The following is a 26,255-nucleotide window of genomic DNA, read 5'->3' on the forward strand; positions in this document are numbered from 1 at the left end:
AATTTAGGAAGGATATAAGCAATGAAAGCAATCTATAGGCTATTGATGATTTCTCTTGTTTTGTTTTGGTTCATGGCTGGGTGTACGCAACAAAAGACGCCACAGCTTTCGGGAGATCAGAATAGGTATGGACAGGACAGGTGGGGCAATAGCAGTAAAGAGGATGAGGAGAATATTGATATCTCTGATATTGACCAGATTCTAATTGAAAGTGGTACAGCAATAAATGATGAGACAGAAAAGGTTGCCCGTATTTCATTTCCTATGGATGAGTATAGCCTTCTAGAACACATAGGAAAAGGAACGATTCGTGGAAAAATCTATATAATAAATGGCTATGGTAAAAAGATTTACGGAAGAACGACGCGTCTTTATCTTAACCCAAAAACAAGCTACTCTGACCAGTGGTACAATGAGAGCTATATTGATGGACGTAAAATGGAGAAAGCTGATGATAGACTTTTTAATTATCTGCGTTTTACTTCTTCTGATATCAATGGAAATTTTGCCTTCTATGGTGTTCCATCAGGAAGTTACTATCTAATTGGTATAGTTAAATGCAGTAGGGAGTGTGGGTATAAAAACCTAAAAAATATTCGTATTACGACAGAAGTTAGTGTATGGGATGAACAGATTGTAGAGAAGGATCTTGCAGGAAGATTACTCTTTGATAATTGATAGTTATGTTATCGAAATATTTAGAATATCATTTTGTACACATTTGATATATAATCGTTAAAGCAAAGTCAAGATTTTCTATCTATGATTTTCGATCCTCATAAATTGTATTCTGTAGAAGTTATACCGGATATGTCTCTTCCAACTTTTCATACAATGCTTCTGGTGTAATTTCTGGTTCATTGTCTAAAATACGTTGCATGGTTACGTTGTCCTCTTCATTGTTCCATATTTTGATATAACTTCCCTCTTTGTATCCATGATCCTGTCTGAACTGATTAAGAATATTTTTACCAATATAGAGTTTATAGAGATTGTCAAGATTAAGTCCTGACTGTATGGAAATATTAAAGAATTGCATAATAAGTTTCTCTATCGATTCGCCACAAAAGAGAGCATGTATCAGCAATTCAATAGCTTCAATTTGTACATAGTAGTCTTTTTTTATGGGTATATATTTTACTTTAAAGTCTTCAAAATTTTGCAGGTTTGTAATATCTTTTGCCAGTGTTTCAATATTGCCTAGCCCGCCGACTTTGTAATCAGTTAATGCTTGCGACATAATAAAGTGCCAGATATCCACCACTTCAATTTTAATATTTTCATAGTCGGGTTTAGCATCAATATTCTTCCAGTGCTTCCATGGATAACTTTCTATTAATTCGGCACATTCGAGATAACTACACCGTTTCCAGTTAATTGGTTTACCATTCTTTGTGACACCACTCTCCCACCCCTTGCCATTTGTAGCATCGTTTAGTTGTTGTTGAAGCTTTAGCATTTGGAGAATTTTATTCATTCGTCCACCTTGTATAATTGTTTATGAAATCATACCAAAAAGCCCCTCTTTAGCACCTTTTGACTATAATTGCCCCTTATTTATCCTTGTAAAGGACACCCTTCATGTCACAACCAGTTGAAAATTTAGATAAAGTATTAAAAAACCACAAGCTTTCCAAGGAGGAGTATGAAGATATTCTACGTATTCTTGATGGTCGCCATCCTAATATTGTTGAAATTGGTATATTCTCTGCAATGTGGTCGGAGCACTGTTCATATAAGTCGAGTAAAAAATATCTCAATGGTTTTCCTACTAAAGCACCGTGGGTTATTCAGGGACCTGGCGAAAATGCTGGAGTTATTGATATTGGTGATGGAATGGCAGCAGTTTTTAAGATGGAGAGCCACAATCACCCCTCATTTATTGAGCCTTTTCAGGGGGCAGCAACAGGTGTAGGTGGTATCTTGCGTGATATTTTTACCATGGGTGCACGTCCGGTAGCCAACCTTAATGCATTGCGCTTTGGTAGTGTCAGGGGTGATGATGAAGCAGCCAAGTATCAAAGACATCTTGTACGTGGTGTTGTCGATGGTATTGGAAGCTATGGAAACTGTATGGGAGTACCTACGATAGGTGGAGAAGTAAGTTTTGATGAAAGCTATAATGGCAATATTCTTGTAAATGCTTTTTCTATAGGATTGGTAAGAACTGATGAGATATTCCTTGGTGTGGCATCAGGTATAGATAATCCTGTTATGTATGTTGGTTCTAAAACAGGTCGTGATGGATTAGGTGGAGCCGTAATGAGCTCCGATTCTTTTACTGAGGAATCTAAGGTATTACGTCCAACAGTACAGGTGGGTGACCCGTTTACTGAGAAGTTGCTGCTTGAAGCATGCTTGGAGCTTTTTAAAACTGATGCGATTGTGGGTATCCAAGATATGGGTGCAGCAGGATTAACCTCAAGCTCTTTTGAAATGGCAGGAAAAACAGGAGCAGGACTTAGACTTAACCTTGATAAAGTGCCTGCACGTGAAGAGGGTATGACTCCATACGATTTTATGCTGTCTGAGTCCCAAGAACGTATGCTTATCTGTGCCAAAAAGGGTAGAGAGCAAGAGATTATTGATATTTTTGAGAAGTGGGGTCTTGATGTAGCTGTTATTGGAAGGGTAACTGATACGGCACGCATGGAGTTATTTTGGTATGAAGAAAAGGTATGTGATATGCCGATTGCTCCTGTGAGTGAAGAAGCACCTATGCTTGATCGTCCTGTAGCACGACCTGCCTATTTGGATGAAGTCAATATGAAAAATATAGATGATTTTTCACCAGTAGCTGACCAAGAGGCGTACGAAAAACTGTTATCCTCTCTTGAGGTAGTAGATAAGGCATGGGTTTATAATCAGTATGATTCTATGGTGCAGACCAATACAACCAAGCATCCTGGAAGCCTTGATGCTTCAAGTATCCGTGTTAAAGAGAATGGAAAAGCATTGGCAATGAGTTCTGATTGTAACCCACGCTATTGCTATATTGACCCCAAAGGTGGTGCAGCATTGGCAGTAATAGAATCTGGACGTAACGTTGCGATGAGTGGAGCAAAACCGCTCTCTATTACCGATTGTTTGAACTATGGAAATCCTGAAAATCCTACAGTGATGTGGCAGTTTGCACAAGGATGCGAAGGAATTAAAGAGGCATGTGAAAAACTGAATACACCAGTTGTTTCTGGTAATGTCTCTCTTTATAATGAAACTAATGGTATCTCTGTCTTTCCAACACCCACTATTGTAATGGTAGGGCTCAACGATGACCAAAATAAAGTATTACCATCATATTTCCAAAAAACCAATTCATATATTGTGCTTGTAGGTGAGACTAAAAGTGAATTTGGTGGATCACTTTACATTAAAGAGCTTTATGGCGAAACAGTAGGAAAATTACCCTCTTTTGACTATGCAACTGAATTGAAACTATGGGATCTTGTGATTGAGGCAAACAAGGCAAACTTGCTTATCTCTGCTAAAGATATTAATGTCGGTGGAGTTGCTATAGCACTCTCTAAAATGGCTGCGATAGGAAACATTGGTATTTGTGTTAATATGGAAGTGACAGATAGTCGTGATATTTTTAGTGAATCCCAAAGTCGTGCACTTCTTGAGGTAGCGAGTACCAAAGAGCTTGATATGCTTATGGAAATGATACAAAAACTTGGACTCAAAGCAGAGGTAATCGGTACAGTCGGTGGTAATCTTGTGTGTATCAATCATGTAGAGCTTCCACTTGAGAAGGTAAAAAATATCTATTTCAATACATTTTCTCAAACAATTGAACAGGATTTATAAGCAGGAGAGAATACAAATGATTTTAATGGATTTTAATTACTTTTTTAAGTTTGAAGTAGCAAGTTCAATGATTAATTTTGGAGAATAAAATGAGAGCATTATTGAGTGTAAGTGACAAGTCTGGCATTGTTGAGTTTGCAAAAGGTTTAGAAAAACTTGGTTGGGAAATTATCTCTACAGGTGGCACCTATAGTAAATTGGATGAATCAGGGATAAGAGTTATTGAGATTGATGAAATCACTAAATTTCCTGAGTGCTTTGAGGGAAGAGTGAAAACACTTAATCCATATGTACATGGCGGTATTCTCTATAAGCGTGAAGATGAAATGCATGTGAAGCAGGCGCAAGATTTGGATATAGATGGTATTGATCTTGTTTGCGTTAACCTCTATCCTTTTAAAGCAACTATTGATCGAACCAATGACTTTGATGAAATTATTGAAAATATTGATATTGGCGGACCAACTATGGTGCGTTCGGCAGCAAAGAATTTTAATGATGTGCTTATTGTCACCGATATAAGTGACTACGATATGGTACTTAAGGTCCTCAAGAGCAAAGAAGACACTTTGGAGTTCAGACGTAGTCTTATGATTAAGGCTTTTGAGCATACTGCAGCCTATGATAGTATGATTGCTAACTATATGAATAGGCGTTTCAATGAAGGCTTTGGGGAGTACCAGTTTATCACAGGAAAGAAGGTTTTTCAGACTCGCTATGGAGAGAATCCACATCAAGATGGTGCACTTTATGAGTTTGAAAGTCATTTTACTGATTGCTTTAAGCAGGTCAAGGGTGAGGCAAGCTTTAACAATATTAATGATGTTAATGGCGCGCTCAAGATTGCTAGTAGGTTTGGTAATGAGAATGCTGTTTGTATTGTTAAACATGGAAACCCTTGTGGTTTTGCTATTAAAAATACATTACTTGAAAGTTATACCGAAGCACTTAAATGTGATCCCGTTTCTGCTTTTGGTGGCGTTGTTGCGGTAAACGGTGTCATTGATGGTGAACTTGCCAAGAAGATGAACGAGATATTTCTTGAGGTAGTTATGGCAGCAGATTTTACCCCTGAAGCATTGGAAGTATTTGAAAAAAAGAAGCGTCTCAAGCTCTTTTCACAAGGTGGTAAAAAACTGGTGATGAGCAAAGATAAATATGATTTTAAGCATGTTGATGGAGGTTTCGTCTTCCAAAATTCTGATTGTATTTGTGATAATGAAGTACACAATGCTAAGCGCAAGTCTAAGAAGCAGGCAACAGTACAAGAGATGAAAGATCTTGAGATTGCATGGAAGGTTGCAGGGCTGACCAAATCAAATTGTGTAGTCTATGTCAAAGACTCTACCATGATTGCAGTAGGTATGGGAATGACTTCCCGTGTTGATGCAACGCAATGTGCACTTAAAAAAGCCAAAGAGATGGGACTTGATGTCTCTGGTGCAGTAATGGCAAGTGAAGCCTTTTTCCCATTCCGAGACTCTATTGATACAGCAGCCAAAGCAGGCATAAGTGCCATCATCGAACCAGGTGGATCCATCCGCGATGATGAAGTTATCGAAGCAGCAAATGAATATGGTATTTCACTCTATTTTACAACTGTCAGACACTTTCTGCACTAAAAAATAGAATATATAAAATATTATCTAGCTATCCTTTTCATTTGATACATCATAATAGAAGCAGCAATAGCGACATTGAAGCTCTTGATTCCTTCTTCCATTTCTATGGTTACTACTTCATTGCATAACTTTAAAATATCATCATTGATTCCAAGTTGTTCATGCCCCATCAAAAGTACCCATTTTTTAGGTACTTTAACCTCCATGAGTGGTGTTGAGTCCTTAGTTACTTCAGCAGCAAAAATATGATAACCTTTTGCTTTAAGTATTGCGAGTGTCTCTTTGATATTATCGTAACGGTGATAGTGTAGTTTTCCAATGTGACCCATGCTGACACGTACGGCACGGCGACTATAGGGATGTGGTCCCTGCTGTGGAACCAGATAGCTTTTGACTCCTAATGCAGCCGCACTTCTGGCGATAGCACCAATATTATCGGCATTACTGATTTCAGTGAGCATAATAATATGTTCACTGAGTACTTCAAGCGGCGTCTCTTTAGGGCGAAGAGCATGCATCATGACGTTGTGATGAAGGCGGTGTCCGACAACCTGTTCAAGTATGGACTTTTTAGCAATATAAATAATAGGAATATTATAGTTTGTAAAAAAATGAGTATATTTTTCAAGATATTCTGGTGTGGTGAAGATACTCTTGGCTTTAATTCCTGCGGCTAACAGCAACTTGATCACATTGGGACTGTCAGCAATGAAGGAGCCATCTGTTCCAAATGCATTTTCTCTAAGTTTGCGATAGACTTGTATATTTGAATGGTCTATAGTATTGACAGATACTTTTTTCATAGGTATATTGTACTGTAAATTTTATAGGAGAAAAAGTACAAAAAAGCATTAAGGTTGATTGACATCGACTAAAGATTTTTGATATAATGTTTCTAAAATTAAATCAAGATTAAGTATAATTGAGATCAGGCAAGAGGATGGGATATGTCAAAAAGTTTATATGAAACATTAGGGGTTAGCGAAAATGCAAGCGCTGATGAGATTAAAAAATCCTATAGAAAACTTGCGAGAAAATACCATCCAGATATCAATAAAGACCCAGAAGCACAAGAGAAATTTAAAGAGATTAATGCTGCTTACGAAGTATTAAGTGATTCCGAGAAGAAGGCACAGTATGATCAGTTTGGTGATCAGATGTTTGGTGGTCAGAACTTCCATGACTTTGCAAGAGGTCAGGGAACTGGTGTAGATCTTGATGAAATTCTACGTCAAATGTTTGGTGGTGGTGGAGGAGGATTTGGAGGATTTGGAGGATTTCAAACCCCAGATTTAGATATACATACTCGTATTACTGTACCGTTTATGGTCTCTATTAATGGAGGTAAGCACCATATCAATATTAATAATCAAAGTTTTGATATTAAAATTCCTGCAGGAATTAAGCATGGTGAGACACTGAGAGTACGTGGAAAGGGAAAAGAGCACAATGGTCACCGTGGTGACTTGCTCATTAAAATAGAGATAGTAAACTCATCTGAGTATGAAAGAAAAGGTAATGATCTCCATAAGACTTTTGATGTACCACTCAAAGAGGCATTGTTTGGTGGAAAGGTAGAGGTGGAGACACCAAGCAAAGAAGTATCGTTAAAGGTACCTAAAAATACCAAAAATGGTCAGAAGTTCAGACTAAAGAGTCAAGGAGTATTAGATAGGAAAACGGCACTTAGGGGAGACCTTTATCTTGTAGCCAACATTATTCTTCCAGATGTAGATTTATTTGACCCTGAGCTAAAAAAGATGTGTGAAGAAAAACTCTAAAAAAGGAGCAGGCAGATGCATGGTTATGATGAACCGGTATATCTTATTTCGGTAGTAGCATCAATGTTGGATATTCATCCACAAACACTGAGGCAGTATGAGCGTGAAGGATTAGTCGAACCATCACGTACAGAGGGACGCATGCGTCTTTATTCACAGTGCGATATTGATCGCATGAAGCTTATTTTGCGTCTGACACGACAAATGGGGGTCAATCTTGCTGGTGTGGATATCGTGTTGCAACTTAAGGAGCAGATAGATCAAATGCAACAAGAGATTGATATGCTTCGAGATGAATTAAGCAAGGTCAATCGTAATGGATCGGTACACTCTAGCAAGGCACTAGTAACCAAGAACAGTTATGACATTATTATTTTTGAAGAGTAATTTTGTCTTCAAGCTAGAAGTATGCTAGAATAATTTTTTATGAAATATTATTTTATAATTTTGATATATTGAAGAGGATTTTCTTGAAAGCCATAGATAAAAAAGCACTTAAGCGTGAGTCGATTATTCAAATTGCATTGCAACTCTTCTCTCTAAACGGTTTTCATAAAACTACCATCCCTGATATTGCACAAAAGCTTAATATGAGTGTAGGAAATCTCTATAATTACTTTTCCTCTAAAAATATTCTTGCGCAGGAGATTATTAAGTATACTTCTGAAGTACTCGGTGAAAAGATACGCGAGATCAATATGCTTGACGTAAGTGCCAAAGAGAAGATATACCCCAAAACCATCATCTTTTTGTAATACATTTCCTATGCCAAGTATATTTATCAATATTTTTTCCAATACCTAATTTACTACATACGACAGTTGTTACCCTTTGATCTCCATCTGACAATAATCCCTTTTTTATTTACTTCAAGAAAAAGTTTGCAAGTTGTTTTATAACTGATGCCAGTACCGTATCCTATACCGATATTGTTATGATGACCCCATGAATTGTAGCCAAATATGGGAGTAAGTGTTGGTGAAGCATAAATCTGTGTTTTCTTATAGACATAAACTTTATTTCCATTTGCTAGCTTGTATGTGTTGTCAGGGTAGCCTACTTGGTCGGTGAATGTATGAATCTTCTGTCCAACCCAGCTGTTATAGGTTTTTGCAAAGTTTTCATAGCTTGTAGCAGCACAACCACCTAGAAGTAAAAGCGTAATAGTAATGGTGCCTATTTGCAGTATTTTTAGCATAGTATTCTCTCCATTCGGTTTAGAAATGTAATCTAATTATATAATTGTTATTGTGAATCTATTATAAAATAGATTGTATATATAGATTTTATCTACTACTGATCAATAAATTTATATACAGGAGTATTAAGAAGATCAAAATAAAGTATACTTAATATTTGGATGGAAGAGTAAAATGTATGATATAATGGACTTAGAATGTATAAAAGAAGACAGAAGGGTATATGAAAAATATTGTAGAGTATTTGCAACAAAAGAATATTATTTTTAAGTCACTTAAACCCATTTTTCCAAAAGAACTTGGCACACGTAAAAAGATTGAAATCTATTTGGGGATCAATCTCAAAGGGTATTATGGACTGGTAATGTGTTTATCAAAAAAAAGTCGCGTATTACGCAAAGAGACTGAAGAGATTATAGTGTTACATCAAAAAATCCAAAATTATATTGATGCAATGATTCCATATTGCTATATCTTGATAGATGCACCACTTTGCTCCAAAGCTAAAACGATGCTTAATGAGCATGGGTGGAAAGTATTTCATCGAGAAATAGGTAGCAGAGAATAAGCCAACAATGAATATGCAGATATATTTGGCAGATATTGGAAATACCCATTTTCATATCTATGATGGGAGCAAGGTAGTGCATTTAAATCATCATGATGCTATAAAGCAATACCAAAATAAGCCATTAAGGTATATCTCTGTCAATAGTCATATTGAAGAGCAAATTAGTTGTATAAAAGGATGGGAAAATGTTTCATCCTTGATACAATTACCTGGAGAATACGCAACAATGGGTGTAGACAGAAAAGCATTATGTTTAAGCCATAATGATGGTTTATTTGTTGATGCTGGATCTGCCATCACTATCGATGTAGTAGAACAGGGCTTTTACAAAGGAGGCTGTATCTTTCCCGGCATTAAGGCAATATTGCAGTGCTATGGTAATATATCGCCTATGCTGGATGTCTCTTTTGAAGAGAAACTAGACTTGACCCGTCTACCACTTACAACCAAAGAGCAGATAAACTATGGTATAATTGCACCCATTAAAATACTCATAGAGAAGTACCAACAGAATAAACAAATTTATATTATTGGTGGAGATAGAAAGCTACTCTCCCACTTTATTAAAGATGCAGTATACGATGAAGCACTTGTTTTTAAGGGCATAATGTATGCTCTATTAGGTACAAGGGTGAAGAATAGTGGTGTCTCTCTCATGGATAAATGTTTTATTAAACCAAAGGCATAAATATGTTAACAGTAGCACTTCCAAAAGGAAGGATTGCAGAGCAGACACTAGAGATTTTTGGAGAGATTTTTGGTGGTGATTTTAAGTTTAAGGGTCGTGAACTCATTATGGAAAAAGAAGGGTTTCGTTTTCTTAATGTACGAAATCAGGATGTGCCGACCTATGTAGAGCATGGTTCTGCAGATATTGGTATAGTAGGATTTGATGTTATTACAGAAAAGAAACTTGATATTATTCAACTGCTCGATATGCAACTTGGAAAGTGTAAAGTTGCTATTGGTATTAAAAATGAAGATGAGCTTGATTGGAGTCGTCCCAATATCAAGGTAGCAACCAAGATGGTTAATATCACTAAGAATTATTTTGCCCAAAAAGCAGTTGGGGTTGAAGTGGTTAAGCTTTATGGTTCTATTGAACTGGCACCACTTGTTGGACTTGCTGATGCCATTGTGGATATTGTTGAAACAGGCAATACGATGCGTGAGAATGGTCTAAGGGTTGCAGAAAATATCATGGATTCCTCTGCACATCTCATTGCAAATAAAAATAGCTTCTATGCCAAAAAAAGAGAAATACTCTCTCTTTATGAAAAAATTAAAAATATTATAAAGAATCGTGGCTAATACAATAGATTCACTTGATCTCTATGCTAAAGTAGAGGATCTTTTGGAAAATAGTGAAGCCATAGAGAAGCTTTATGGTTACTACTACGATATACTCTCCCAACTTTCTTTTAGTTCGTTACTTGATATTGGTTGTGGTAGTGGTACTTATCTTGCCAAACTACAAAAAAAGTTCTCTCATGTCAAAGCCAAAGGCATAGATCTTAGCCCAGTCATGGTTGAGCGTGCAAAAGCTAAAGGGGTTGATGCAGAAGCAACTGATCTTTGTATGGTTGAGGGAAAATATGATGTCATTACGGCAGTTTTTGATATGATAAACTATCTTCCTGCCGAAGCACTTGAGAGTTTTTTCTTCTATGTTGGAGAGCATTTGAATAAGGGTGGATTTTTTATTTTTGATATCAATACGCTATATGGATTTGAAAATGTTGCCGTAGGTGCTTTGATTACAGAGGATAAAGAGCGATTTCTTGCCATAGACAGTAATTTTGAAGCAGGAGAGTATAGGGCAGATTTTACACTTTTTGAACAAAAGGGTAACTGTTTTGTTAAAGAAAAAAATCAAATTAAACAATATTTTCATTCAAAAGACTCTTTAGGAGCATATAGTAATATGAAACTAATTTCTGTACATCAAATTACACTCTATATTGATGAACCTGATAAACTACTATTGGTTTTTCAAAAGGTATAAAAACCAGCACATACCCTAAAGTGGTTTCATATTGAAGCTAATATTTGGAGAGATACGTTCTATTTTGTCACTCTCCTCTTTAAGAATAGCATTGATAGCTTGAAGCGTATCTCCTCTTATAATTTTAAATAGAAAATCTCCACTTGTCATTTTTCTAATTAATTTTAGGTGATAATTTTGCTCTAATTCTTTAATGTTAGCTTCCTTACCCTTATTAAATTTGATCATAATATGACTTTTCGAATTAAATTTTGTTCCATCAGAAAAAAGATATTCTGTGGGTTTTTCTATTGATGTAGATTGGGTATGCTGCAACAAGTCTACTTTTTTTGCAGGATAAACCATTTTTTCTGCAATAATACCATTACGTATGGTGCTTATTTTAATACCTCTTGATTTGACAATATCTGCATTATCTATAAGTAAGACCTTCTTTTTATTGGCATAAAGTATATTACCAAAAATAGCCACTATTGTAATTAGTATGATTATTTTCATTGTCTCTCCCTATGGTGTCCAAATGCACCAAATTTGACATGTTGTAGTGAACCCTCATCTCCATTGAAAATGTCAGCAATTCTAAGTGTCCATGTGCCAGCTGTTGATTCTCCCATAAATGCTACTGACCCATATCTAAATCCACGCTTAAGTGAGTAATTGCGAGCACTATTTTTCCCTAGCATTAATCGTGTAGTAGTTCCTGCAGGTGAAGTAAGATAGATTTCTAAGTCACTACCATAAGAGTGATCAGAAGTGATGGTAACATCCATCCATTCAATGATTAGCTCTTTTGTTACATCAAAGCTGTAACTAATACCGCTAAGATTATTATCTGGAATAGAAATATTAGAATCAATATTAAAGTTTTCTTCTATTGTATCGCTTTGTGGTAGGGGAGTATATTTCTTTTCACAATCAGCAACCATGCCCTCACCATTAATTAGACCAAAACCATAATCAACACTGTGATGTAGTCCAGCACTGTTGGTAACCCAGCTTGGATTATCTGGATCTACCTTAATGGCATGTTTGGCAATGAGATATTTTACATCTCTCCAGTTGAGTTTGGGGCAGGCTTCAAGCACTAAAGCCAATACTCCTGCAACAGTTGGTGTAGCTGCACTGGTTCCATTCATACCGTATGTATAGTTGAGCTCGTCATCATTTTCCCATGTCGGCATGGTGCATTGATTGTCTGACTGTCTCACTAGCAGACATCCTCCATCTCTATTAATGGCAATATTATCTGGTTTAGCAGATCCACCTGTATGATAGGTTGTCGCAATAGCAGCAAGTTGCAAGATGTTTCCAGCTCCACCATAGCCCGATACAAGGATACAACTTCCTGGAGAAGAGTAAGATGCATAGGTATTATCACTCTTAAGAGATGCAACTGTAATAACATATCGATTGGAAGATTCATAGACAAGACAGGCATCATGCTTGTTTTTTCGACCATTCCCCGCAGCCTTAAGAAAGAGTTTTCCTCTTGCAATCCCATCAATCTTTCTTAAATACTTTGCTCCATACTCCATAAGATCTTCAAAATATGTATTTGGAGAAGCTACGCTAGGTGTTCCCCAGCTGTTACTGACTAAGATAATTTTTCCATCTGGGTCACCTCTTGTCCAAGCTTCCTCAAGTTCTGTTGTAGTTTGATTGCTATCTATCCAGTTACTACCTGCCAATTTGACAAATGGAGCAATTCCACGAACACCCTTTCCATTAAAGGCTCTTGCTGCAATAATGCCTGCACACATAGTACCATGATAAGAACCATTTTGCCTTTCTTCGGGTGAACCTATAGAACGATAATGCTGTTTTGCATTTCGTGAGAGGTCTAAGTCCAGATTGTCTTTAAGGTCCTCGTGGGTATAGTCTATGCCTGTATCAATAAGCTGTACAACTCCTGCATGAAGACCCATATAACGATGATAAAGATTAAGAAGATGTAAATCATTCCCTTCTACTGTTGTTGAGCTTGGTGCTGATCCACTCTTTACGCCAGTACTCCGAATATACCATTGTTTATCAAAGAATGTATCTCCATAATCTCCACTTGTCTGTAAGCCATCAATGGTACCGTCATCATCTTCATCTGGATTGTGTGGATCCATTCCAAGAATAAGTTCAATATTATCTGGAATATAGTCATTATCACTATCGCCTCTACGTAAAAAATTAATAATAGTGCTATTGCCTTCAGGGGATTTTTGTATATTTGATGTAGTAGCAGAGACACTGGTATCACTTTTTGATCGACAACCAGTTATCAATATTAAAGTTATTGATAACCCTATAATTATAATGAGGTACTTTTTCATTTTTGACTCTATTCTATTTGTTTGATTTGTTACAGTTTGTATTAGAGATTATAGAGTAATATAGTTATAGCTTGACTTAAAATGTATCAACCAGTACTTATGTAGAGTGTATTGCATGGGGATTCATATAATCTCTTCTAAATATTTATCTAGAAGAGATTATGGTTTGTTTTTTTAGAAAATACTATTTAATAATCTCAAATGGGCTCTCTATGACATTTTTTCTATCAACAATATAAGGAATGAGTGCAGTTTGTCTCGCTCTTTTAATTGCCACTGTAACCATCTCTTGGTGATGTTTGCAGTTGCCAGTTAATCTTCTTGGCATAATTTTGAATCTCTCACTTAGGCTAAACTTGAGTGTGTTGAGATCTTTATAGTCAATAAAATCAACTTTCTGTTCACAGTATTTGCAATATCTTTTTTTAAATTTTCTTCTTTCTGCCATGAATATTTCTCCTAAAATGGTATTTCGTCTTCGTTAATATCTATTTCTGGAATACTAGATGTTGATTCTTGTTGTGGTGTTGCCTGTGGTGTTGGTTGAGTAGGTGCATCATATGTCTGCTGTTGAGCAGGAGAATCATAGCCGCCTTGTTCATTATCATTTTTACTACCTAGCATTGTCATGTTCTCAACGGTTACTGAGTGTTTTGAACGTTTGCTACCATCTTGTGCTGTCCACTGATCAAGTTTTAGTCTACCATCCACTAGAATCTTGCTACCCTTACGTAAATATTGGTTTGCTATTTCAGCAGTTCTTCCAAAGAAAGTAATATCTACAAATAAAACCTCTTCTTTTTGCTCGCCTGTTTGAGATTTGAATTTTCTTGTAGTTGCTATAGCAGTACTGCCAATAGCGGCACCACCTTGGGTGTATCTCACTTCAATGTCTCTAGTAAGGTTTCCTGCTAAAATAATTTTGTTATACATAGGGTTGCTCCTGTAAAGTCGCCTACTAAGCTTCTATAGCTTCTTTGTTTTTACTCTTCTCTTTTTTCTTATCATTGGTAGCGGCAATAAGTTTATCAAATTGTACAATCTCTTTGCCCTTGACATATTTTACTGTCAAAAACTTAATGACCTCTTCATTAATTTTGAGGTTTCTTTCGATTTCTGCAATTGCTTCACCTGGTGCTTTGTAGTAAAGTACTGTGTAATACCCTCTGTTGTTTTTCTCTATAGGGTAGGCAAGTTTTCTCATACCCATGTCGTTGGTAGCAAGAAGTTCTGCATCTACTTTTGCAAGAACATCCTTGATTTTAGTAATCTGTGTCGCTATTTCTTCTTCTGTTAGTGTTGGTTTGACAACAAACAGTGTTTCATAACAAGTCATGTGTTTCCTTTTGGTTTAGTAGCCCGTCTTGAAATGCGAAAAAGTCCGTCCAAAAAAAACGAGCAGGAATTTTTGGAAACAATATATTAGCAGAAATTATCTTGTTTTTTACTGAAAGAAGAGAGTTACAGGTATTGCTGTATCTTAATGAGCATACTGTAAAGCAATACTTCCCTTTGTGCGATAGGTGCTTGCTTCATGACTATTTCGCTTTCAAGTAAGTGTTCATAGATTTTCAGTAGAGAAATAGATTTAACACGTAAGGCAAGCTGTTGTTTTTGGTCACGAACAAATTGGGGTGGTAGAAAACCAAATATTTCCTTAAAATCAGGTTGTCCATGTATTTTGATATAGGCATTAATGAGGAAAATCTCATTGATAAAATACTGTGCTACGCGTAGTATAGAGAATTCATCTTCACCTAATTCAAGTAACTTGGAGATTGTAGTCGTAATAGGTTTTTTGTTAAATATCTCCATAAGAAGTGTTTCAACAGCAAGTGGAGCAGTTGAGTAGACAAGCCGATCAATGTCTTTACTGGTAATGCGAGTGTTAAGTATGGCAAGCTTATCTAGTTCATTTATGCAGAGTGTAAGGTTATTGTTGAGCAGAAGCATAAGGTGTTGTAGGGCATAGTGGTCGATATCAAGCCCTATCTTTGTTGCTTTTTGCTGAAGTATGGGAATACTGTCACGGATATTGGGCTCAAAAAAGCGTACCCATACACCACCTTTTTTGTCAGTAAAGCTACTTTGGAGTGTTTTGGCATTGCTTGCTGTACCACTATAGCTATAGATGAAGTAGTTATCACTATTTTTATTGGCTAGCTCTATAAGAATGTCGAGTTCTTTTTTGGGTATCTTTTTTTCATGCTTTATCACCACAAGATTGGTTCCGCCAAACAAAGAGGTCTGAGATAAAAAGTTCTTGGTCTGTTCAAAGTTCCATTCATCATGGTAAAGTGACAACATAGATTCTTTAGCATTAAGATTATCTATATATAGCTTTATGTAATGGTCAATTAAATAATCATTTTCACCATAAAGTAGTACAGCTTTGGGTAGGGCTTGTTTGAGGCGTTGGTCAAATTCTCTTTGGTACATAGCTTAAGTTCATGAAACATTCAAAATATGCAAGCTCTGGTGCACATCCCTGCTTTTGTCAGTAAGCCAAACCAGGTCAGGCCAAGTGAAAGCTCACACCACCACAGTACCGCCTCAGCTCACACCAAAAGGTCTGTTTCAGTTTCATCTTTAAATGTTATACTTCAATGATACCGTTCTACCACCACCAATTGCAGACGCATAAGAGAGTGCAAGCTCTTTGTCGTACCACTTCTGATTTGCCTCTACTGCAATCAAATCAGAATACTGCCACCCTGGTGAATTCAGAACGCACCAGCGTCCAGGGTGCTTTGGTGCTACCATCATAACATTAATATCTGCTCTGATTTACGTGTCCAGGTGATATTAAAACCTGTGACCAAAGGCAATTATTGCACCCTTTTTGAGGTTTCACAATCTCTTCAGTATAAATACGCCCATCTTCATCTGGCAAAAGAATCACATAACATCTGCTTTGGCAGTTAAGCTTCAGTAACAGTAAATACTGTGCTTTATTTCAGGGCTTTTTCCATGAACTTCCCTTTCACCAATAACAACATTCACATCTGAATCTCTAAGATTTTCCTGTACGTGCATGTCCTGAGAACCAAACCAATCATCGCAACAGTCTTCTGATCGATAATGTTCAAGGTCACACCCTTGTCATAATACATTTAATGTAGATCTATTATCCTTAATTTAATAAAGTTCGTGATTACATCCAAATAATACGACATCTTGTTCCTTTAGTCTAGTACCTTCCTATATTTCAGTACTAAAGTTGGATATTCATAGCTCAAACAGAGATACCCATCAACTATACTGCAACTCTCATTTAGACTGTCTTCTTTAAGCTACTGGTCTCATATCTCATTTTATATTTTTCTTCATCAAATTAACTCCCAAGTGTTTACATACTACTCGTGAGTCCTTCAGCAATAGGCCAAAGAGGTAGTCGCTCCTACTGGTTTAATACACCATCCTCTTTCATTTTTGCTCAGTCTAAAAGTAGCTCTTTTATTTTATCTATAATTTAGTCGCATACTCCACACCCTTCTGCAAATGTTATATATCACCTATACAAGAGAAGGATGATTGCATCTTTATAAAAACAGTTTTTTCCATCATTAGAATCTCTTCTCAGAAAATTCTCCTTAATATATACCATGTATTGTTTTGTCTTTAAAAGATTTTAATATAGACTTTACTACTGCTCTTACCTAAATGCAAAAGCAGACACAACAAACTTTTACATGCAAACTATATAAACTTAGCTTGGCAATGTAAATGCATTAGGTCCAAAGCGGGTATTCCACTTTGGTAGTACGCCAATCATAATTCGTATTGAATTATATAAGGTAGCTTAGACTTAATTATACACTTTAACTAAAAGTTTTCTTGGTAAAAGAGACCCTCCTATGGTAAGATATAATTCTTCCATGTTCCATAGCTTGTGCAAAGCAAAGAGGAAAGCACCTGCATTTACTACAACCACCCTTTGCTTAAAATTACTATTTTTAGTATATATCCTTAAAAGTACCATCATTATTTTTTATGTTGATGTGGTTACTCTTCATTATAATGTAACTGAACATTTTTATCTGTATCTAAGGCATGTTGGGCAAAACTCACTTAATTTCTTGTAATCTACCGTTAGATTTGACCTCAGCACCTATAGCCATAATGGGCTTCATGCTCTTCAAGTACTAGGTTCATGCATAGCCAAAAATGCTTCATCCCATAATTCGGGCCAGGGGTAAAGAGGCAGAAACTTCATATCGTTTTAATTTCATTCTTTTCACTTCATTATTAAAACCATTTTATTCTAACAAACCAGCTCTACGCCATTACAATGATGAATATAATTAGAATGAGTGAGGCATCTCTTCACTTTACAGCTTTATCAAACGTATAGTTTGTCTCAATATTCTACATGCAGTGTCTGGAGTTTGCTTTAGATTAGAGTTTAGCTAGTTAGTTCATCATACTTTCAAATAAAATAATATTTTTTATGTCTGTATATCTAGCAAGTAAAAGTAAATGAAGAACCAGCTACTCCTCTACCCACAATAATTGCTGTGTCGGTGAAGTTTATTTATATTCATTAATACAGTTTTTGAGTAATATTTTATTTAAAAAACTTTAATATACTCTTACATAAATAAACACTATTGCTGGAAGAAAATTCCATACATTTACCTTCACTCTACTCTTTTTCTATGATTAAGCAATATTATATTTGCATAAATTAGGAAATTATGGAACAACTCAAAACCTACATGCTGATGACTGGATTGACTCTGCTCTTCATCTGACAGGGACACTGCTGGACAAAGTGGAATGGTTATTGCATTTTAATAGCAGCAGGCATGAATTTATGCTACTACCATAAAGCGATCAAGCAGTACTTAGTCACCATAATGCCATCCTTGTCGACCGTGCATGTTATGGTTTATATGGGATTGTTGAACGGTTAACACAGCGTGCAGGATTGCTAATGCCAACACTTTATATCATTCCAGAACAAACCAAATGCTTAAGTTACAGGTCGTGACTATGAGACAAAGTTGCAGTAGCTGTAATAGAAGCGACTGTTGCAGCTACTACCGAAGAGGAGGTCTGAGGGGTCATTGCTCATGAACCAATACATTGGGCATTATGATACGTCATTGCATGGTTATCATACTATTGCTGAAAGCCGTTGCTGTTAGCACAGTTTATATGTTTTATGGCGGGACCGCGGGACAGACCCAACTTATTGTAAATGATTGTACGATGGTTGTTATGCCTTTGTAGCAACCATTATTCAAAATGACTGTTAGTCGTAACCGTGGAATATATGGCAGACGAGTTACACGCATATCAGGACACCCCATCGTATTTCAAAGTGCACCATTAAACTCACAATTATGCACATGAAATGACTATACCTGGAAGCTGACCCACAGACAGCACATATGTTTACTGTTAATCCTTTACTGGCAAGTGACTTATCCATGAGAGAACTCTTTAGTACTCACCTAGCATAGAATCAAGAGTACAACGACTGGGAAGAACTGGAACATCTATAAGCTTTATAATGCTTTTATGATGTATGCTATCAACACAAAAATACATTTTACAATACATACCAGCACCTCTACGTATGGAGTCAGTTAGTTTCATGCAATGGAGTGCTTTTTGTCGCCAACTCATCAACGGTTGTTTCTCTCCGATATTGAACTCTGGAAGATCAAAATGCCTAAAGAATTACAGAATACTGTGCACGAGCAAAAGATGGTTTGTGGAAACTCCAATTTCTACCGCAGTTGGGCTCTATCTCAGTAAGGATGGACGAGGCTACATAGAGGCAGAATTCCCATGAGCAAAGAGACCTGCTTGCAGAACCAGACTATCTCGGTGATGCCAAACATGGTGACGAAGTCGTAAACGCATTACATAGACGCGGAAGAGCCAAAGTGGCAAGGCTATAACTGCAAGCACACCTCTTTACGATAGCCTACACTACAACCTTACCGCTGGCTCTTCCGCGTCTAGCAATAATGCGTTTTACCACGACTTCGTCACCATGTTTGGCATCACCGAGATGGTCTGGTTCTACAAGCAGGTCTCTTTGCTCCTTAAATTCTGCCTCTATGTAGCCTCGTCCATCCTTACTGAGATAGAGCCTTCCTGCACGGTAGAGAGAATTGAGTTTCCATAAACCATCTTTTTGCTCTAATGCACCAATATTCTGTAATTCTTTGAAAGCATTTTGATCTTCAAGTTCAATATCGGAGGGAAAACAACCGTTGATGAGTTGGCGACAAAAAGCACTCATTGCATGAAGCCTTTGACTCCATACATTGAGAGTGCTGGTATGTATTGTAAAATAATATTTTTTGTGTTGATAGCATACATCATAAAAGCATTATAGCTTATAGATGTTTCAGTTCTTCTAGTCGTTGTACTCTTGATTCTATGCTAGGGTGAGTACTAAAGAGTTCTCTCATGGATAAGTCCTTGCCAGTAAAAGGATTAACGATAAACATATGTGCTGTCTGTGGGTCAGCTTCAGGTATAGTCATTTCATGTGCATAATTATTGAGTTTAATGAGTGCACTTTGAAGCCATTCGGGGTGTCCTGTTATGCGTGCGGCACCTTCATCTGCCATATATTCACGGTTACGACTAACAGTCATTTGAATAATGGTTGCTACCAAAGGCATAACAACCATCAGCACAATCATTACAATAGGGTTGGGTCTGTCGCGGTCCCCACCACCAAAAAACATACCAAACTGTGCTAACATAGCAACGGCACCAGCAATAGTAGCGGTAACCGTACCAATGAGCATATCATAATGCTTAATATGACTAAGTTCATGAGCAATGACCCCCTCGACTTCCTCTTCGGTAAGTAGCTGCAACAGCCCTTCTGTTACAGCTACTGCAGCATGCTCATAGTTACGACCTGTAGCAAAAGCATTTGGTTGTTGTTCTGGAATGATATAAAGTGTTGGCATTGGCAATCCTGCACGCTGTGTTAACCGTTCAACAATCCCATATAAACCACCAGCATACGCACGGTCGACAAGGATGGCATTATAGTGACTAAGTACCGCTTGATCACTATGGTAGTAGGCGTAGAAGTTCATGCCTGCTGCTATTAAAAATGCAATAACCATTCCACTTTGTCCAGCAATCATTCCACCAAACCAGATGAAGAGCAGAGTCAATCCAGTCATCAGCATGTAGGTTTTGAGTTGTTCCATAATTTTCCTAATTTATGCAAATATAACTATTGCTTAATCATAGAAAAAAAGAGTAAATTGAAGGTAAATATAGATTTTCTTCCAGCAATAAGTGTTTATTTATATAAAAATTATAGTAAAGTTTTTAAAATAAATATTACTCAAAAGCTATCATTAATGAATATAAATAAACTTTTCGACACAGCAATTATTGGTGGAGGAGTAGCTGGTTCTTCATTGCTTTTTACACTTGCTAGATATACAGACATAAAAAATATTATTTTATTTGAAAAGTATGATGAACTAGCACAGCTAAACTCTAATCCTAAAGCAAACTCCCAGACACTGCATGTAGGAGATATTGAGACAAATTATACGTTTGATAAAGCTATAAAAGTGAAGAGAGATGCCTCACTCATTTCTAATTATATTCATCATTGTAATGGCGTAGGAGAGCTAGGTTTTGTTAGAGATAAAATGGTTTTAGCCGTAGGTGAAAAAGAGATAGAGAAATTAAAAGAGCGATATGAAGAGTTTCTGCCTCTTTACCCCTATTTGGAATTATGGGATGAAGCATTTTTGGCTATGCATGAACCTAAATTACTTGAAGGGCGCAAAGAGCCCATTATGGCTATAGGTGCTAGAGGTCAAATCACAACGGTAGATTACAAGAAATTAAGTGAAAGTTTTGCCCAACATGCCTTAGATACAGATAAAAATATTCAGTTACATTATAATGAAGAAGTAACCATGCTTGTAAAAAATAATGATGGTACTTTTAGGATATATACTAAAAATAGTAATTTTAAAGCAAAGACAGTTGTAGTAAATGCGGGTGCCTACTCTTTGCTTTTTGCACAAGCTATGGAATATGGAAAAGAGTATGCTATCTTACCCATAGGAGGGTCTTTCTTTTTTACCAAAGAGAAACTTTTGGATTCAAAAGTGTATACAATGCAAAATCCTAAGCTACCCTTTGCTGCAATTCATGCAGATCCTGATTGTACGCAAAAGTGGAATACCCGCTTTGGACCTAATGCGTTTGCATTGCCAAAGCTAGAACGTTATCATAGTTTGCATGTAAAGGATTTGTTGTCTGCTTTGCATTTGGGTAAGGCAGTGAGTAAAGTCTATATTAATCTTTTTAAAGACAAAACAATACGTAGGTATATATTTAAAAATTTTCTAGAAGAGATCCCAATGATGGGAAAAAATATTTTTATAAAAGATGCACGAAAAATCATCCCTTCTCTTCATATAGATGATATAGCATTTGCAGAAGGGTATGGAGGTATGCGACCCCAAATTATAGATAAAATAAAAAAAGAGCTACTTTTGGGCGAGGCAAAAATAGAAGAGGATGGTATCATTTTTAACATGACTCCAAGTCCAGGAGCGACTACCTCTTTGGCTATTGCTTTGAAGGATGCACGAGTAGTATGTAAACACTTGGGAGTTAATTTTGATGAAGAAAAATATAAAAATGAGATAGCAGAACCAGTAACCCCAAAAGAGACAGTCTGAATGAGAGTTGCAGTATAGTTGATGGGTATCTCTGTTTGGGCTATAGATATCAACTTTAGGCATTACTGAAATATAGGAGAAAGGGTACTAGACAAAAAGACAAGATAATAAGTATTATTTGGATATAATCGCGAACTTTATTAAATTACTTAAGGATAATAGATGTCTACATTAAATGTATATTATGACAAAGATTGTGACTTGAACATTATCAAATCAAAGACTGTTGCGATGATTGGTTTTGGTTCTCAAGGACATGCACATGCGGAAAATCTTAGAGATTCAGATGTGAATGTTGTTATTGGTGCAAGAAAAGAGGGAAGTTCATGGAAAAAAGCTGAAGCAAAAAACTTTGAAGTATTTACTGTTGCCGAAGCAACTGCCAAAGCGGATGTTGTAATGATTCTTTTGCCAGATGAAGATCAGGCACGTATTTATACTGAAGAGATTGAGCCAAGCCTCAAAAAGGGTGCAACAATTGCCTTTGGTCACGGGTTTAATATTCACTACGGACGCATTCATCCAAGAGCAGATATTAATGTTATGATGGTAGCACCAAAAGCACCTGGACATACGGTGCGTTCTGAATTTGTAAGAGGTGGCGGTATTCCTGATTTGATTGCAGTAGGGCAAAATCCAAGTGGTACGACAAAAGAGCTTGCACTCTCTTATGCATCTGCAATTGGTGGTGGTAGAACGGCCATCATTGAAACAACATTTAAAGATGAAACTGAAACAGACCTTTTTGGTGAGCAGGCGGTACTTTGTGGTGGTGTGACTTCACTTGTACAAGCTGGTTTTGAAACACTGACAGAAGCAGGATATGCACCAGAGCTTGCATATTTTGAATGTTTGCATGAACTTAAGCTGATTGTTGATTTGATGTTTGAGGGTGGAATTGCAGATATGAGATACTCCATCTCCAATACTGCTGAGTATGGTGACTATGTCAGTGGACCGCGTGTCATAAACGAAGAGTCCAAGAAGGCGATGAGGCAGATTCTCAAAGAGATTCAAAATGGTCAATTTGCTAAAGATTTTATTCTTGAAGGTCAATCTGGCTACCCAAGAATGAATGCAGAAAGGGCAAATTCTAGAGCATCACTCATTGAACAGACAGGCGAAAAACTTAGAACTATGATGCCTTGGATTGCAAAAAATAAAATTGTCAATCAGGATAAAAACTAACTTCTTTTTGAAGAGGTAAAATAGTCTATGAAAAAGATTTTGACTGGAATTGTAGCCGGCGGAATTTTTTTTCTATTGACACTGCCTTTTTTTGAAATGCAGCATGCAGTGACTATTGGTGTAATGGCACTGCTTGTGACCATGTGGACCAATGAGGCACTTCCTTTAGGTGTTGTCTCAATGCTTCCTATTCTACTTTTTCCCATCTTTGGTATATTAAGTACGGCAGAAGTGACTGCCAACTATTCCAAGTCGATTATTTTTCTATTCCTTGGTGGATTTATGTTGGCTCTTGCTATCGAGAAGACTGAATTACACCAATACTTTTCTGCTAAATTGTTGAGCTTCTTTCCTCAAACAGCACGGGGGATTATTTATGCACTGGCAATTACTTCTGCACTGTTAAGTTCTATCCTCTCCAATACAACTATCACATTGATGCTTATGCCAATAGCACTTTTTTTGACAGAGAACATGAAACTCAAAGTACGTTTTCTACTTTCAACTGCTTATGGTGCGAGTATTGGGGGTATTTTAACTCCCATTGGGACAGCACCAAATATGATACTGATGGGATTTCTTGAAGATCATGCCTTGCCGGTTATGACCTTTGGTGGATGGATGTTAATGATGCTTCCTGTAGTGGGGTTAATGTTATTGATCATGCCTTACCTACTCTCCATGGGAGTGAAGTATGAGTGTGTTGCAGATGTGGTACATAAGGTGCCCATATTGACGTCTAGTCAGAAACGACTTTATGGTTTTATTGGACTACTTGCTGGTATACTTGTTGTCAATACATTCCTTAAGCAGATTTTTGGTTTTTCAATGGATGAGAAGTTGATACTACTTGGGTTTGGACTGTTGATGTTTATGCCTGGTCTTAATTTTTTGACATGGAAAGATACTCAAAAGATTCCTTATGAGATTATTTTTTTATTTGGAGCAGGGTTTAGCATTGCCACAGCTTTTTCGCAGACTGGACTGGCTTCTGAGATTGCAAATAGGCTTAATTTTATTACCCATATGCCGTTATGGGGAATGTTTTTTATTGTAGCAATATTTGTGACCTTCTCTACAGAGATGACGAGCAATACAGCACTTACTTCTATTGCCATTCCTATCTTCTATGAGTTTGCTAGGCAAATGCCACAAAATGAGGGCATTATACTTCTGATGATAGCAACTGTTGCTGCTTCTTATGCTTTTATGTTGCCTATTGCCACACCACCCAATGCAATTGTGATGAGTTCACGCATTATCTCTATTGGGGAGATGGCAATGATAGGATTGAAGTTAAATTTTATCGGTGTAGTCGTATTGAGCTTTGTTGCCTATTTTCTTTGGGGATAAGTTGTTTAAATTGTGACAATATGACATATTTTCTCTCTCTGTGGTAATCAAAATGATATGATATGCCAAAAAAGAGAGTACATGAGCCCTAAAGTTCCCTATCATATCAGTGCATTAAAAGTGATGCGAAAATATCCCTCTGAACTTTTTTTCCGAGGTAATCTTTCTTTACTTGATCGTCCCATGGTCTCTATTGTTGGGACACGCACACCATCACTCTATACGCAAGAGTTTACCAGAAGACTATCTGGTGCACTTGCAAAACGTGGCATTTGTGTGGTTAGTGGTGCAGCTATGGGTGTAGATGCGCTAGCACATGAGGCAGCAGGATTGGACAATACTATTGCGGTATTGGGGTGTGGTTTAGACATCCGATATCCTGCAATCAATAAAGAACTTATCTCTGGTATCGAAAAAGAGGGATTACTTCTTGGACCGTTTGTTGATGGATTTCGTGCAACAAACTGGAGTTTTGTAGTACGTAATGAACTGGTTGTTTCGTTGGGAGAACTACTTATTGTAACAGAGGCAGATATAAGAAGTGGCTCTTTGCGCTCTGTCGAATATGCAGTTGAAATGGGAAAAGAGATTTATGTACTTCCTCACCGCCTAACAGACAGTATGGGAACAAATAAGCTACTTGCCGAAAAAAAAGCAAAACCAATTTATGATGTAGAGCATTTTGTGTCACGTTTTGGAAAAGCAGTTGAGCAGACTGTAGTAAAGGATGACTTTTTCTATTTCTGCCAAAGAATGCCATCGCTAGATGAAACAGTAAAAAAATTTGGTGATAGAGTGTATGAGGCAGAACTTGAGGGAACCATTACGATACAACATGGTATCGTACGGTTAACTTAAATCTATTTTTTCTTTATTTTTTCTTTAATTAGACTTTGAATCATATTGTCAAGGGTTTCTTCAGGAAGAAATCCCTCATGAATCATTCTTACTTCCCCTTTTGTATCAACCACTACCAAAAAAGGGATAGCACCTCCCCACTGGGATCTAGTTTGAATATAGTGAACAAAAACTCGGTTCTGTTTTATAGAAAAGACTGAATAGTTAATGCCTGCTCTTTTGATAAATATTTTGAGTTGCTCAAGGCTCATTGGGAATCTTGGATCGTCTCCTTGTACTTCGATTGCTATAATTTTTAATTTATCTTTATACTTTTTTTTCAAACTAATTAAATGAGGAATGCTTGCTAAGCAAGGGGGACAATGGTTCCCAAAAAACTCAAGAAAGATAACTTTACCTTCCATACCAGAAATCTTAAGTCCTTCTGGTGTTCCTGTGACCTTGTATGTTTTCCCATTAAGATCTGTAATCTTGATATTAAGTTCCTTGGTAGTATTTTGAGCGTTAAGATGACCCATAAATCCAAGAGTGAACAGTATTGCAAGAAATAGTTTTTTCATCTGTGTGAACCTTCATATAGTATTGTTATGACACATTATAGACATTATATACTAATGATTATATAATTATTGTGAAATATACGATAAAAAAGTTTTAAGTTTTGTATTTCAAAAGACACAAAGAGCACCAAAAGATTCTATCTAAAGGGAGGAAGAAAATATATAATTAAGGAGACCAAATAAAATCTTAGGGGAGGATTCTTTTGGTTCACTTTTGATGCTCTTGCAATGCAAGTATAAATAATAAAGCTTAACCGAATGCTAATAATGAAAAGATACAATAGTAGGTAA

General features: G+C 36.7%; 27 protein-coding genes. 14 read left to right on the forward strand and 13 right to left on the reverse strand.

Annotation, left to right across the window (positions count from 1 at the left end):
• Positions 1 to 21: 21 nt before the first annotated feature.
• Positions 22 to 678, forward strand: a complete 657-nt coding sequence (locus tag LGB01_04835; protein ID MCB4753525.1) for a carboxypeptidase regulatory-like domain-containing protein — start codon at positions 22 to 24, stop codon at positions 676 to 678.
• Between the two features lie 121 nt (positions 679 to 799).
• On the opposite strand, the gene LGB01_04840 is transcribed toward LGB01_04835, so the two are convergent.
• Complete coding sequence (locus LGB01_04840) at positions 800 to 1,477, reverse strand: dUTP diphosphatase (GenBank protein ID MCB4753526.1); 678 nt, start codon at positions 1,475 to 1,477, stop codon at positions 800 to 802.
• Between the two features lie 104 nt (positions 1,478 to 1,581).
• Between LGB01_04840 and purL the strand changes: the two genes are divergently transcribed.
• Both purL and purH read left to right on the forward strand, forming a co-directional pair.
• A complete protein-coding gene (purL, locus tag LGB01_04845; protein MCB4753527.1) occupies positions 1,582 to 3,807 on the forward strand; it encodes a phosphoribosylformylglycinamidine synthase subunit PurL in 2,226 nt (741 codons plus the stop codon).
• 89 nt (positions 3,808 to 3,896) lie between these two features.
• Entirely contained in the window at positions 3,897 to 5,429 is a 1,533-nt protein-coding gene (gene purH, locus LGB01_04850) for a bifunctional phosphoribosylaminoimidazolecarboxamide formyltransferase/IMP cyclohydrolase (GenBank protein ID MCB4753528.1), read from the forward strand.
• 20 nt (positions 5,430 to 5,449) lie between these two features.
• Here purH and LGB01_04855 read toward each other — a convergent pair whose 3' ends face one another.
• A complete protein-coding gene (locus LGB01_04855) occupies positions 5,450 to 6,232 on the reverse strand; it encodes an RNA methyltransferase (GenBank protein MCB4753529.1) in 783 nt (260 codons plus the stop codon).
• Positions 6,233 to 6,376: 144 nt separating this feature from the next.
• Between LGB01_04855 and LGB01_04860 the strand changes: the two genes are divergently transcribed.
• The 3 genes from LGB01_04860 (at position 6,377) to LGB01_04870 (ending at position 7,965) form a co-directional block, all read left to right on the forward strand.
• Positions 6,377 to 7,210: a DnaJ domain-containing protein gene (locus tag LGB01_04860; GenBank protein MCB4753530.1), complete on the forward strand. Its 834-nt coding sequence runs from the start codon at positions 6,377 to 6,379 to the stop codon at positions 7,208 to 7,210.
• Positions 7,211 to 7,225: 15 nt separating this feature from the next.
• The gene (locus tag LGB01_04865; protein ID MCB4753531.1) at positions 7,226 to 7,597 is read left to right on the forward strand and encodes a helix-turn-helix transcriptional regulator; all 372 of its coding nucleotides are present in this window, start codon (positions 7,226 to 7,228) and stop codon (positions 7,595 to 7,597) included.
• Between the two features lie 83 nt (positions 7,598 to 7,680).
• Positions 7,681 to 7,965 (forward strand): TetR/AcrR family transcriptional regulator, encoded by a 285-nt coding sequence (locus tag LGB01_04870; GenBank protein MCB4753532.1) that lies wholly within the window; start codon positions 7,681 to 7,683, stop codon positions 7,963 to 7,965.
• Positions 7,966 to 8,018: 53 nt separating this feature from the next.
• On the opposite strand, the gene LGB01_04875 is transcribed toward LGB01_04870, so the two are convergent.
• On the reverse strand, positions 8,019 to 8,408 hold the full coding sequence (locus LGB01_04875; protein ID MCB4753533.1) for a hypothetical protein: 390 nt from the start codon (positions 8,406 to 8,408) through the stop codon (positions 8,019 to 8,021).
• A 224-nt stretch (positions 8,409 to 8,632) separates the two neighbouring features.
• Between LGB01_04875 and LGB01_04880 the strand changes: the two genes are divergently transcribed.
• From LGB01_04880 to LGB01_04895, 4 genes are read left to right on the forward strand one after another with little or no spacing between them, the layout of a single operon-like run.
• Positions 8,633 to 8,977 carry a hypothetical protein gene (locus LGB01_04880; GenBank protein MCB4753534.1) on the forward strand — a complete coding sequence of 115 codons (345 nt, stop codon included), beginning with the start codon at positions 8,633 to 8,635 and terminating at the stop codon, positions 8,975 to 8,977.
• Between the two features lie 7 nt (positions 8,978 to 8,984).
• Positions 8,985 to 9,668, forward strand: coding sequence for a type III pantothenate kinase (locus LGB01_04885; protein MCB4753535.1), 684 nt, complete (start codon positions 8,985 to 8,987; stop codon positions 9,666 to 9,668).
• Between the two features lie 2 nt (positions 9,669 to 9,670).
• Positions 9,671 to 10,291: an ATP phosphoribosyltransferase gene (gene hisG, locus LGB01_04890; GenBank protein MCB4753536.1), complete on the forward strand. Its 621-nt coding sequence runs from the start codon at positions 9,671 to 9,673 to the stop codon at positions 10,289 to 10,291.
• A complete protein-coding gene (locus LGB01_04895) occupies positions 10,284 to 10,985 on the forward strand; it encodes a class I SAM-dependent methyltransferase (GenBank protein ID MCB4753537.1) in 702 nt (233 codons plus the stop codon). Before hisG ends, LGB01_04895 begins: the two co-directional genes overlap by 8 nt.
• Positions 10,986 to 11,000: 15 nt before the next feature.
• Here LGB01_04895 and LGB01_04900 read toward each other — a convergent pair whose 3' ends face one another.
• The 9 genes from LGB01_04900 to htpX form a co-directional block, all read right to left on the reverse strand.
• On the reverse strand, positions 11,001 to 11,483 hold the full coding sequence (locus LGB01_04900) for a hypothetical protein (protein ID MCB4753538.1): 483 nt from the start codon (positions 11,481 to 11,483) through the stop codon (positions 11,001 to 11,003).
• The gene (locus tag LGB01_04905; protein ID MCB4753539.1) at positions 11,480 to 13,309 is read right to left on the reverse strand and encodes a S8 family serine peptidase; all 1,830 of its coding nucleotides are present in this window, start codon (positions 13,307 to 13,309) and stop codon (positions 11,480 to 11,482) included. The genes LGB01_04900 and LGB01_04905 overlap by 4 nt, the downstream gene beginning before the upstream one ends.
• 184 nt (positions 13,310 to 13,493) lie before the next feature.
• Positions 13,494 to 13,757: a 30S ribosomal protein S18 gene (rpsR, locus tag LGB01_04910; GenBank protein ID MCB4753540.1), complete on the reverse strand. Its 264-nt coding sequence runs from the start codon at positions 13,755 to 13,757 to the stop codon at positions 13,494 to 13,496.
• Between the two features lie 11 nt (positions 13,758 to 13,768).
• Positions 13,769 to 14,242, reverse strand: a complete 474-nt coding sequence (ssb, locus tag LGB01_04915) for a single-stranded DNA-binding protein (protein MCB4753541.1) — start codon at positions 14,240 to 14,242, stop codon at positions 13,769 to 13,771.
• Positions 14,243 to 14,267: 25 nt separating this feature from the next.
• The gene (gene rpsF / locus LGB01_04920) at positions 14,268 to 14,645 is read right to left on the reverse strand and encodes a 30S ribosomal protein S6 (GenBank protein MCB4753542.1); all 378 of its coding nucleotides are present in this window, start codon (positions 14,643 to 14,645) and stop codon (positions 14,268 to 14,270) included.
• 125 nt (positions 14,646 to 14,770) lie between these two features.
• Positions 14,771 to 15,748: a DNA polymerase III subunit delta gene (locus LGB01_04925; GenBank protein MCB4753543.1), complete on the reverse strand. Its 978-nt coding sequence runs from the start codon at positions 15,746 to 15,748 to the stop codon at positions 14,771 to 14,773.
• 150 nt (positions 15,749 to 15,898) lie between these two features.
• A complete protein-coding gene (locus tag LGB01_04930; GenBank protein ID MCB4753544.1) occupies positions 15,899 to 16,075 on the reverse strand; it encodes a hypothetical protein in 177 nt (58 codons plus the stop codon).
• 3,172 nt (positions 16,076 to 19,247) lie between these two features.
• Positions 19,248 to 19,568, reverse strand: a complete 321-nt coding sequence (locus LGB01_04935; GenBank protein ID MCB4753545.1) for a hypothetical protein — start codon at positions 19,566 to 19,568, stop codon at positions 19,248 to 19,250.
• 97 nt (positions 19,569 to 19,665) lie between these two features.
• Positions 19,666 to 20,502: a zinc metalloprotease HtpX gene (gene htpX / locus LGB01_04940; protein ID MCB4753546.1), complete on the reverse strand. Its 837-nt coding sequence runs from the start codon at positions 20,500 to 20,502 to the stop codon at positions 19,666 to 19,668.
• 156 nt (positions 20,503 to 20,658) lie between these two features.
• Here htpX and LGB01_04945 point away from each other — a divergent pair, with 156 nt between their 5' ends.
• The 4 genes from LGB01_04945 (at position 20,659) to LGB01_04960 (ending at position 25,404) form a co-directional block, all read left to right on the forward strand.
• The gene (locus tag LGB01_04945; GenBank protein ID MCB4753547.1) at positions 20,659 to 22,005 is read left to right on the forward strand and encodes an FAD-dependent oxidoreductase; all 1,347 of its coding nucleotides are present in this window, start codon (positions 20,659 to 20,661) and stop codon (positions 22,003 to 22,005) included.
• A gap of 162 nt (positions 22,006 to 22,167) precedes the next feature.
• On the forward strand, positions 22,168 to 23,193 hold the full coding sequence (gene ilvC / locus LGB01_04950) for a ketol-acid reductoisomerase (protein MCB4753548.1): 1,026 nt from the start codon (positions 22,168 to 22,170) through the stop codon (positions 23,191 to 23,193).
• Positions 23,194 to 23,220: 27 nt separating this feature from the next.
• A complete protein-coding gene (locus tag LGB01_04955; protein MCB4753549.1) occupies positions 23,221 to 24,546 on the forward strand; it encodes a DASS family sodium-coupled anion symporter in 1,326 nt (441 codons plus the stop codon).
• Positions 24,547 to 24,627: 81 nt separating this feature from the next.
• Positions 24,628 to 25,404 (forward strand): DNA-protecting protein DprA, encoded by a 777-nt coding sequence (locus LGB01_04960; protein MCB4753550.1) that lies wholly within the window; start codon positions 24,628 to 24,630, stop codon positions 25,402 to 25,404.
• 2 nt (positions 25,405 to 25,406) lie between these two features.
• Here the strand turns inward: LGB01_04960 and LGB01_04965 are convergent, their stop codons facing one another.
• Positions 25,407 to 25,964, reverse strand: coding sequence for a TlpA family protein disulfide reductase (locus LGB01_04965; GenBank protein ID MCB4753551.1), 558 nt, complete (start codon positions 25,962 to 25,964; stop codon positions 25,407 to 25,409).
• Positions 25,965 to 26,255 lie beyond the last annotated feature (291 nt).

This window comes from Sulfurovum sp., from assembly GCA_020525365.1.
Taxonomy (GTDB): Bacteria; Campylobacterota; Campylobacteria; order Campylobacterales; family Sulfurovaceae; genus Sulfurovum.

What these genes read in the sequence shown, in the direction of transcription:
- LGB01_04925 (MCB4753543.1), bottom strand. Translation starts at nt 15,748, where the DNA reads ATGTACCAAAGAGAATTTGACCAACGCCTCAAACAAGCCCTACCCAAA.
- rpsR (MCB4753540.1), bottom strand. Translation starts at nt 13,757, where the DNA reads ATGGCAGAAAGAAGAAAATTTAAAAAAAGATATTGCAAATACTGTGAA.
- ssb (MCB4753541.1), bottom strand. Translation starts at nt 14,242, where the DNA reads ATGTATAACAAAATTATTTTAGCAGGAAACCTTACTAGAGACATTGAA.
- LGB01_04960 (MCB4753550.1), top strand. Translation starts at nt 24,628, where the DNA reads ATGAGCCCTAAAGTTCCCTATCATATCAGTGCATTAAAAGTGATGCGA.
- LGB01_04875 (MCB4753533.1), bottom strand. Translation starts at nt 8,408, where the DNA reads ATGCTAAAAATACTGCAAATAGGCACCATTACTATTACGCTTTTACTT.
- LGB01_04840 (MCB4753526.1), bottom strand. Translation starts at nt 1,477, where the DNA reads ATGAATAAAATTCTCCAAATGCTAAAGCTTCAACAACAACTAAACGAT.
- LGB01_04835 (MCB4753525.1), top strand. Translation starts at nt 22, where the DNA reads ATGAAAGCAATCTATAGGCTATTGATGATTTCTCTTGTTTTGTTTTGG.
- ilvC (MCB4753548.1), top strand. Translation starts at nt 22,168, where the DNA reads ATGTCTACATTAAATGTATATTATGACAAAGATTGTGACTTGAACATT.
- htpX (MCB4753546.1), bottom strand. Translation starts at nt 20,502, where the DNA reads ATGGAACAACTCAAAACCTACATGCTGATGACTGGATTGACTCTGCTC.
- rpsF (MCB4753542.1), bottom strand. Translation starts at nt 14,645, where the DNA reads ATGACTTGTTATGAAACACTGTTTGTTGTCAAACCAACACTAACAGAA.
- purH (MCB4753528.1), top strand. Translation starts at nt 3,897, where the DNA reads ATGAGAGCATTATTGAGTGTAAGTGACAAGTCTGGCATTGTTGAGTTT.
- LGB01_04935 (MCB4753545.1), bottom strand. Translation starts at nt 19,568, where the DNA reads ATGAGTGCTTTTTGTCGCCAACTCATCAACGGTTGTTTTCCCTCCGAT.
- LGB01_04930 (MCB4753544.1), bottom strand. Translation starts at nt 16,075, where the DNA reads ATGATGGTAGCACCAAAGCACCCTGGACGCTGGTGCGTTCTGAATTCA.
- LGB01_04855 (MCB4753529.1), bottom strand. Translation starts at nt 6,232, where the DNA reads ATGAAAAAAGTATCTGTCAATACTATAGACCATTCAAATATACAAGTC.
- LGB01_04905 (MCB4753539.1), bottom strand. Translation starts at nt 13,309, where the DNA reads ATGAAAAAGTACCTCATTATAATTATAGGGTTATCAATAACTTTAATA.
- LGB01_04955 (MCB4753549.1), top strand. Translation starts at nt 23,221, where the DNA reads ATGAAAAAGATTTTGACTGGAATTGTAGCCGGCGGAATTTTTTTTCTA.
- LGB01_04965 (MCB4753551.1), bottom strand. Translation starts at nt 25,964, where the DNA reads ATGAAAAAACTATTTCTTGCAATACTGTTCACTCTTGGATTTATGGGT.
- LGB01_04945 (MCB4753547.1), top strand. Translation starts at nt 20,659, where the DNA reads ATGAATATAAATAAACTTTTCGACACAGCAATTATTGGTGGAGGAGTA.
- LGB01_04865 (MCB4753531.1), top strand. Translation starts at nt 7,226, where the DNA reads ATGCATGGTTATGATGAACCGGTATATCTTATTTCGGTAGTAGCATCA.
- purL (MCB4753527.1), top strand. Translation starts at nt 1,582, where the DNA reads ATGTCACAACCAGTTGAAAATTTAGATAAAGTATTAAAAAACCACAAG.
- LGB01_04900 (MCB4753538.1), bottom strand. Translation starts at nt 11,483, where the DNA reads ATGAAAATAATCATACTAATTACAATAGTGGCTATTTTTGGTAATATA.
- LGB01_04880 (MCB4753534.1), top strand. Translation starts at nt 8,633, where the DNA reads ATGAAAAATATTGTAGAGTATTTGCAACAAAAGAATATTATTTTTAAG.
- LGB01_04860 (MCB4753530.1), top strand. Translation starts at nt 6,377, where the DNA reads ATGTCAAAAAGTTTATATGAAACATTAGGGGTTAGCGAAAATGCAAGC.
- hisG (MCB4753536.1), top strand. Translation starts at nt 9,671, where the DNA reads ATGTTAACAGTAGCACTTCCAAAAGGAAGGATTGCAGAGCAGACACTA.
- LGB01_04885 (MCB4753535.1), top strand. Translation starts at nt 8,985, where the DNA reads ATGAATATGCAGATATATTTGGCAGATATTGGAAATACCCATTTTCAT.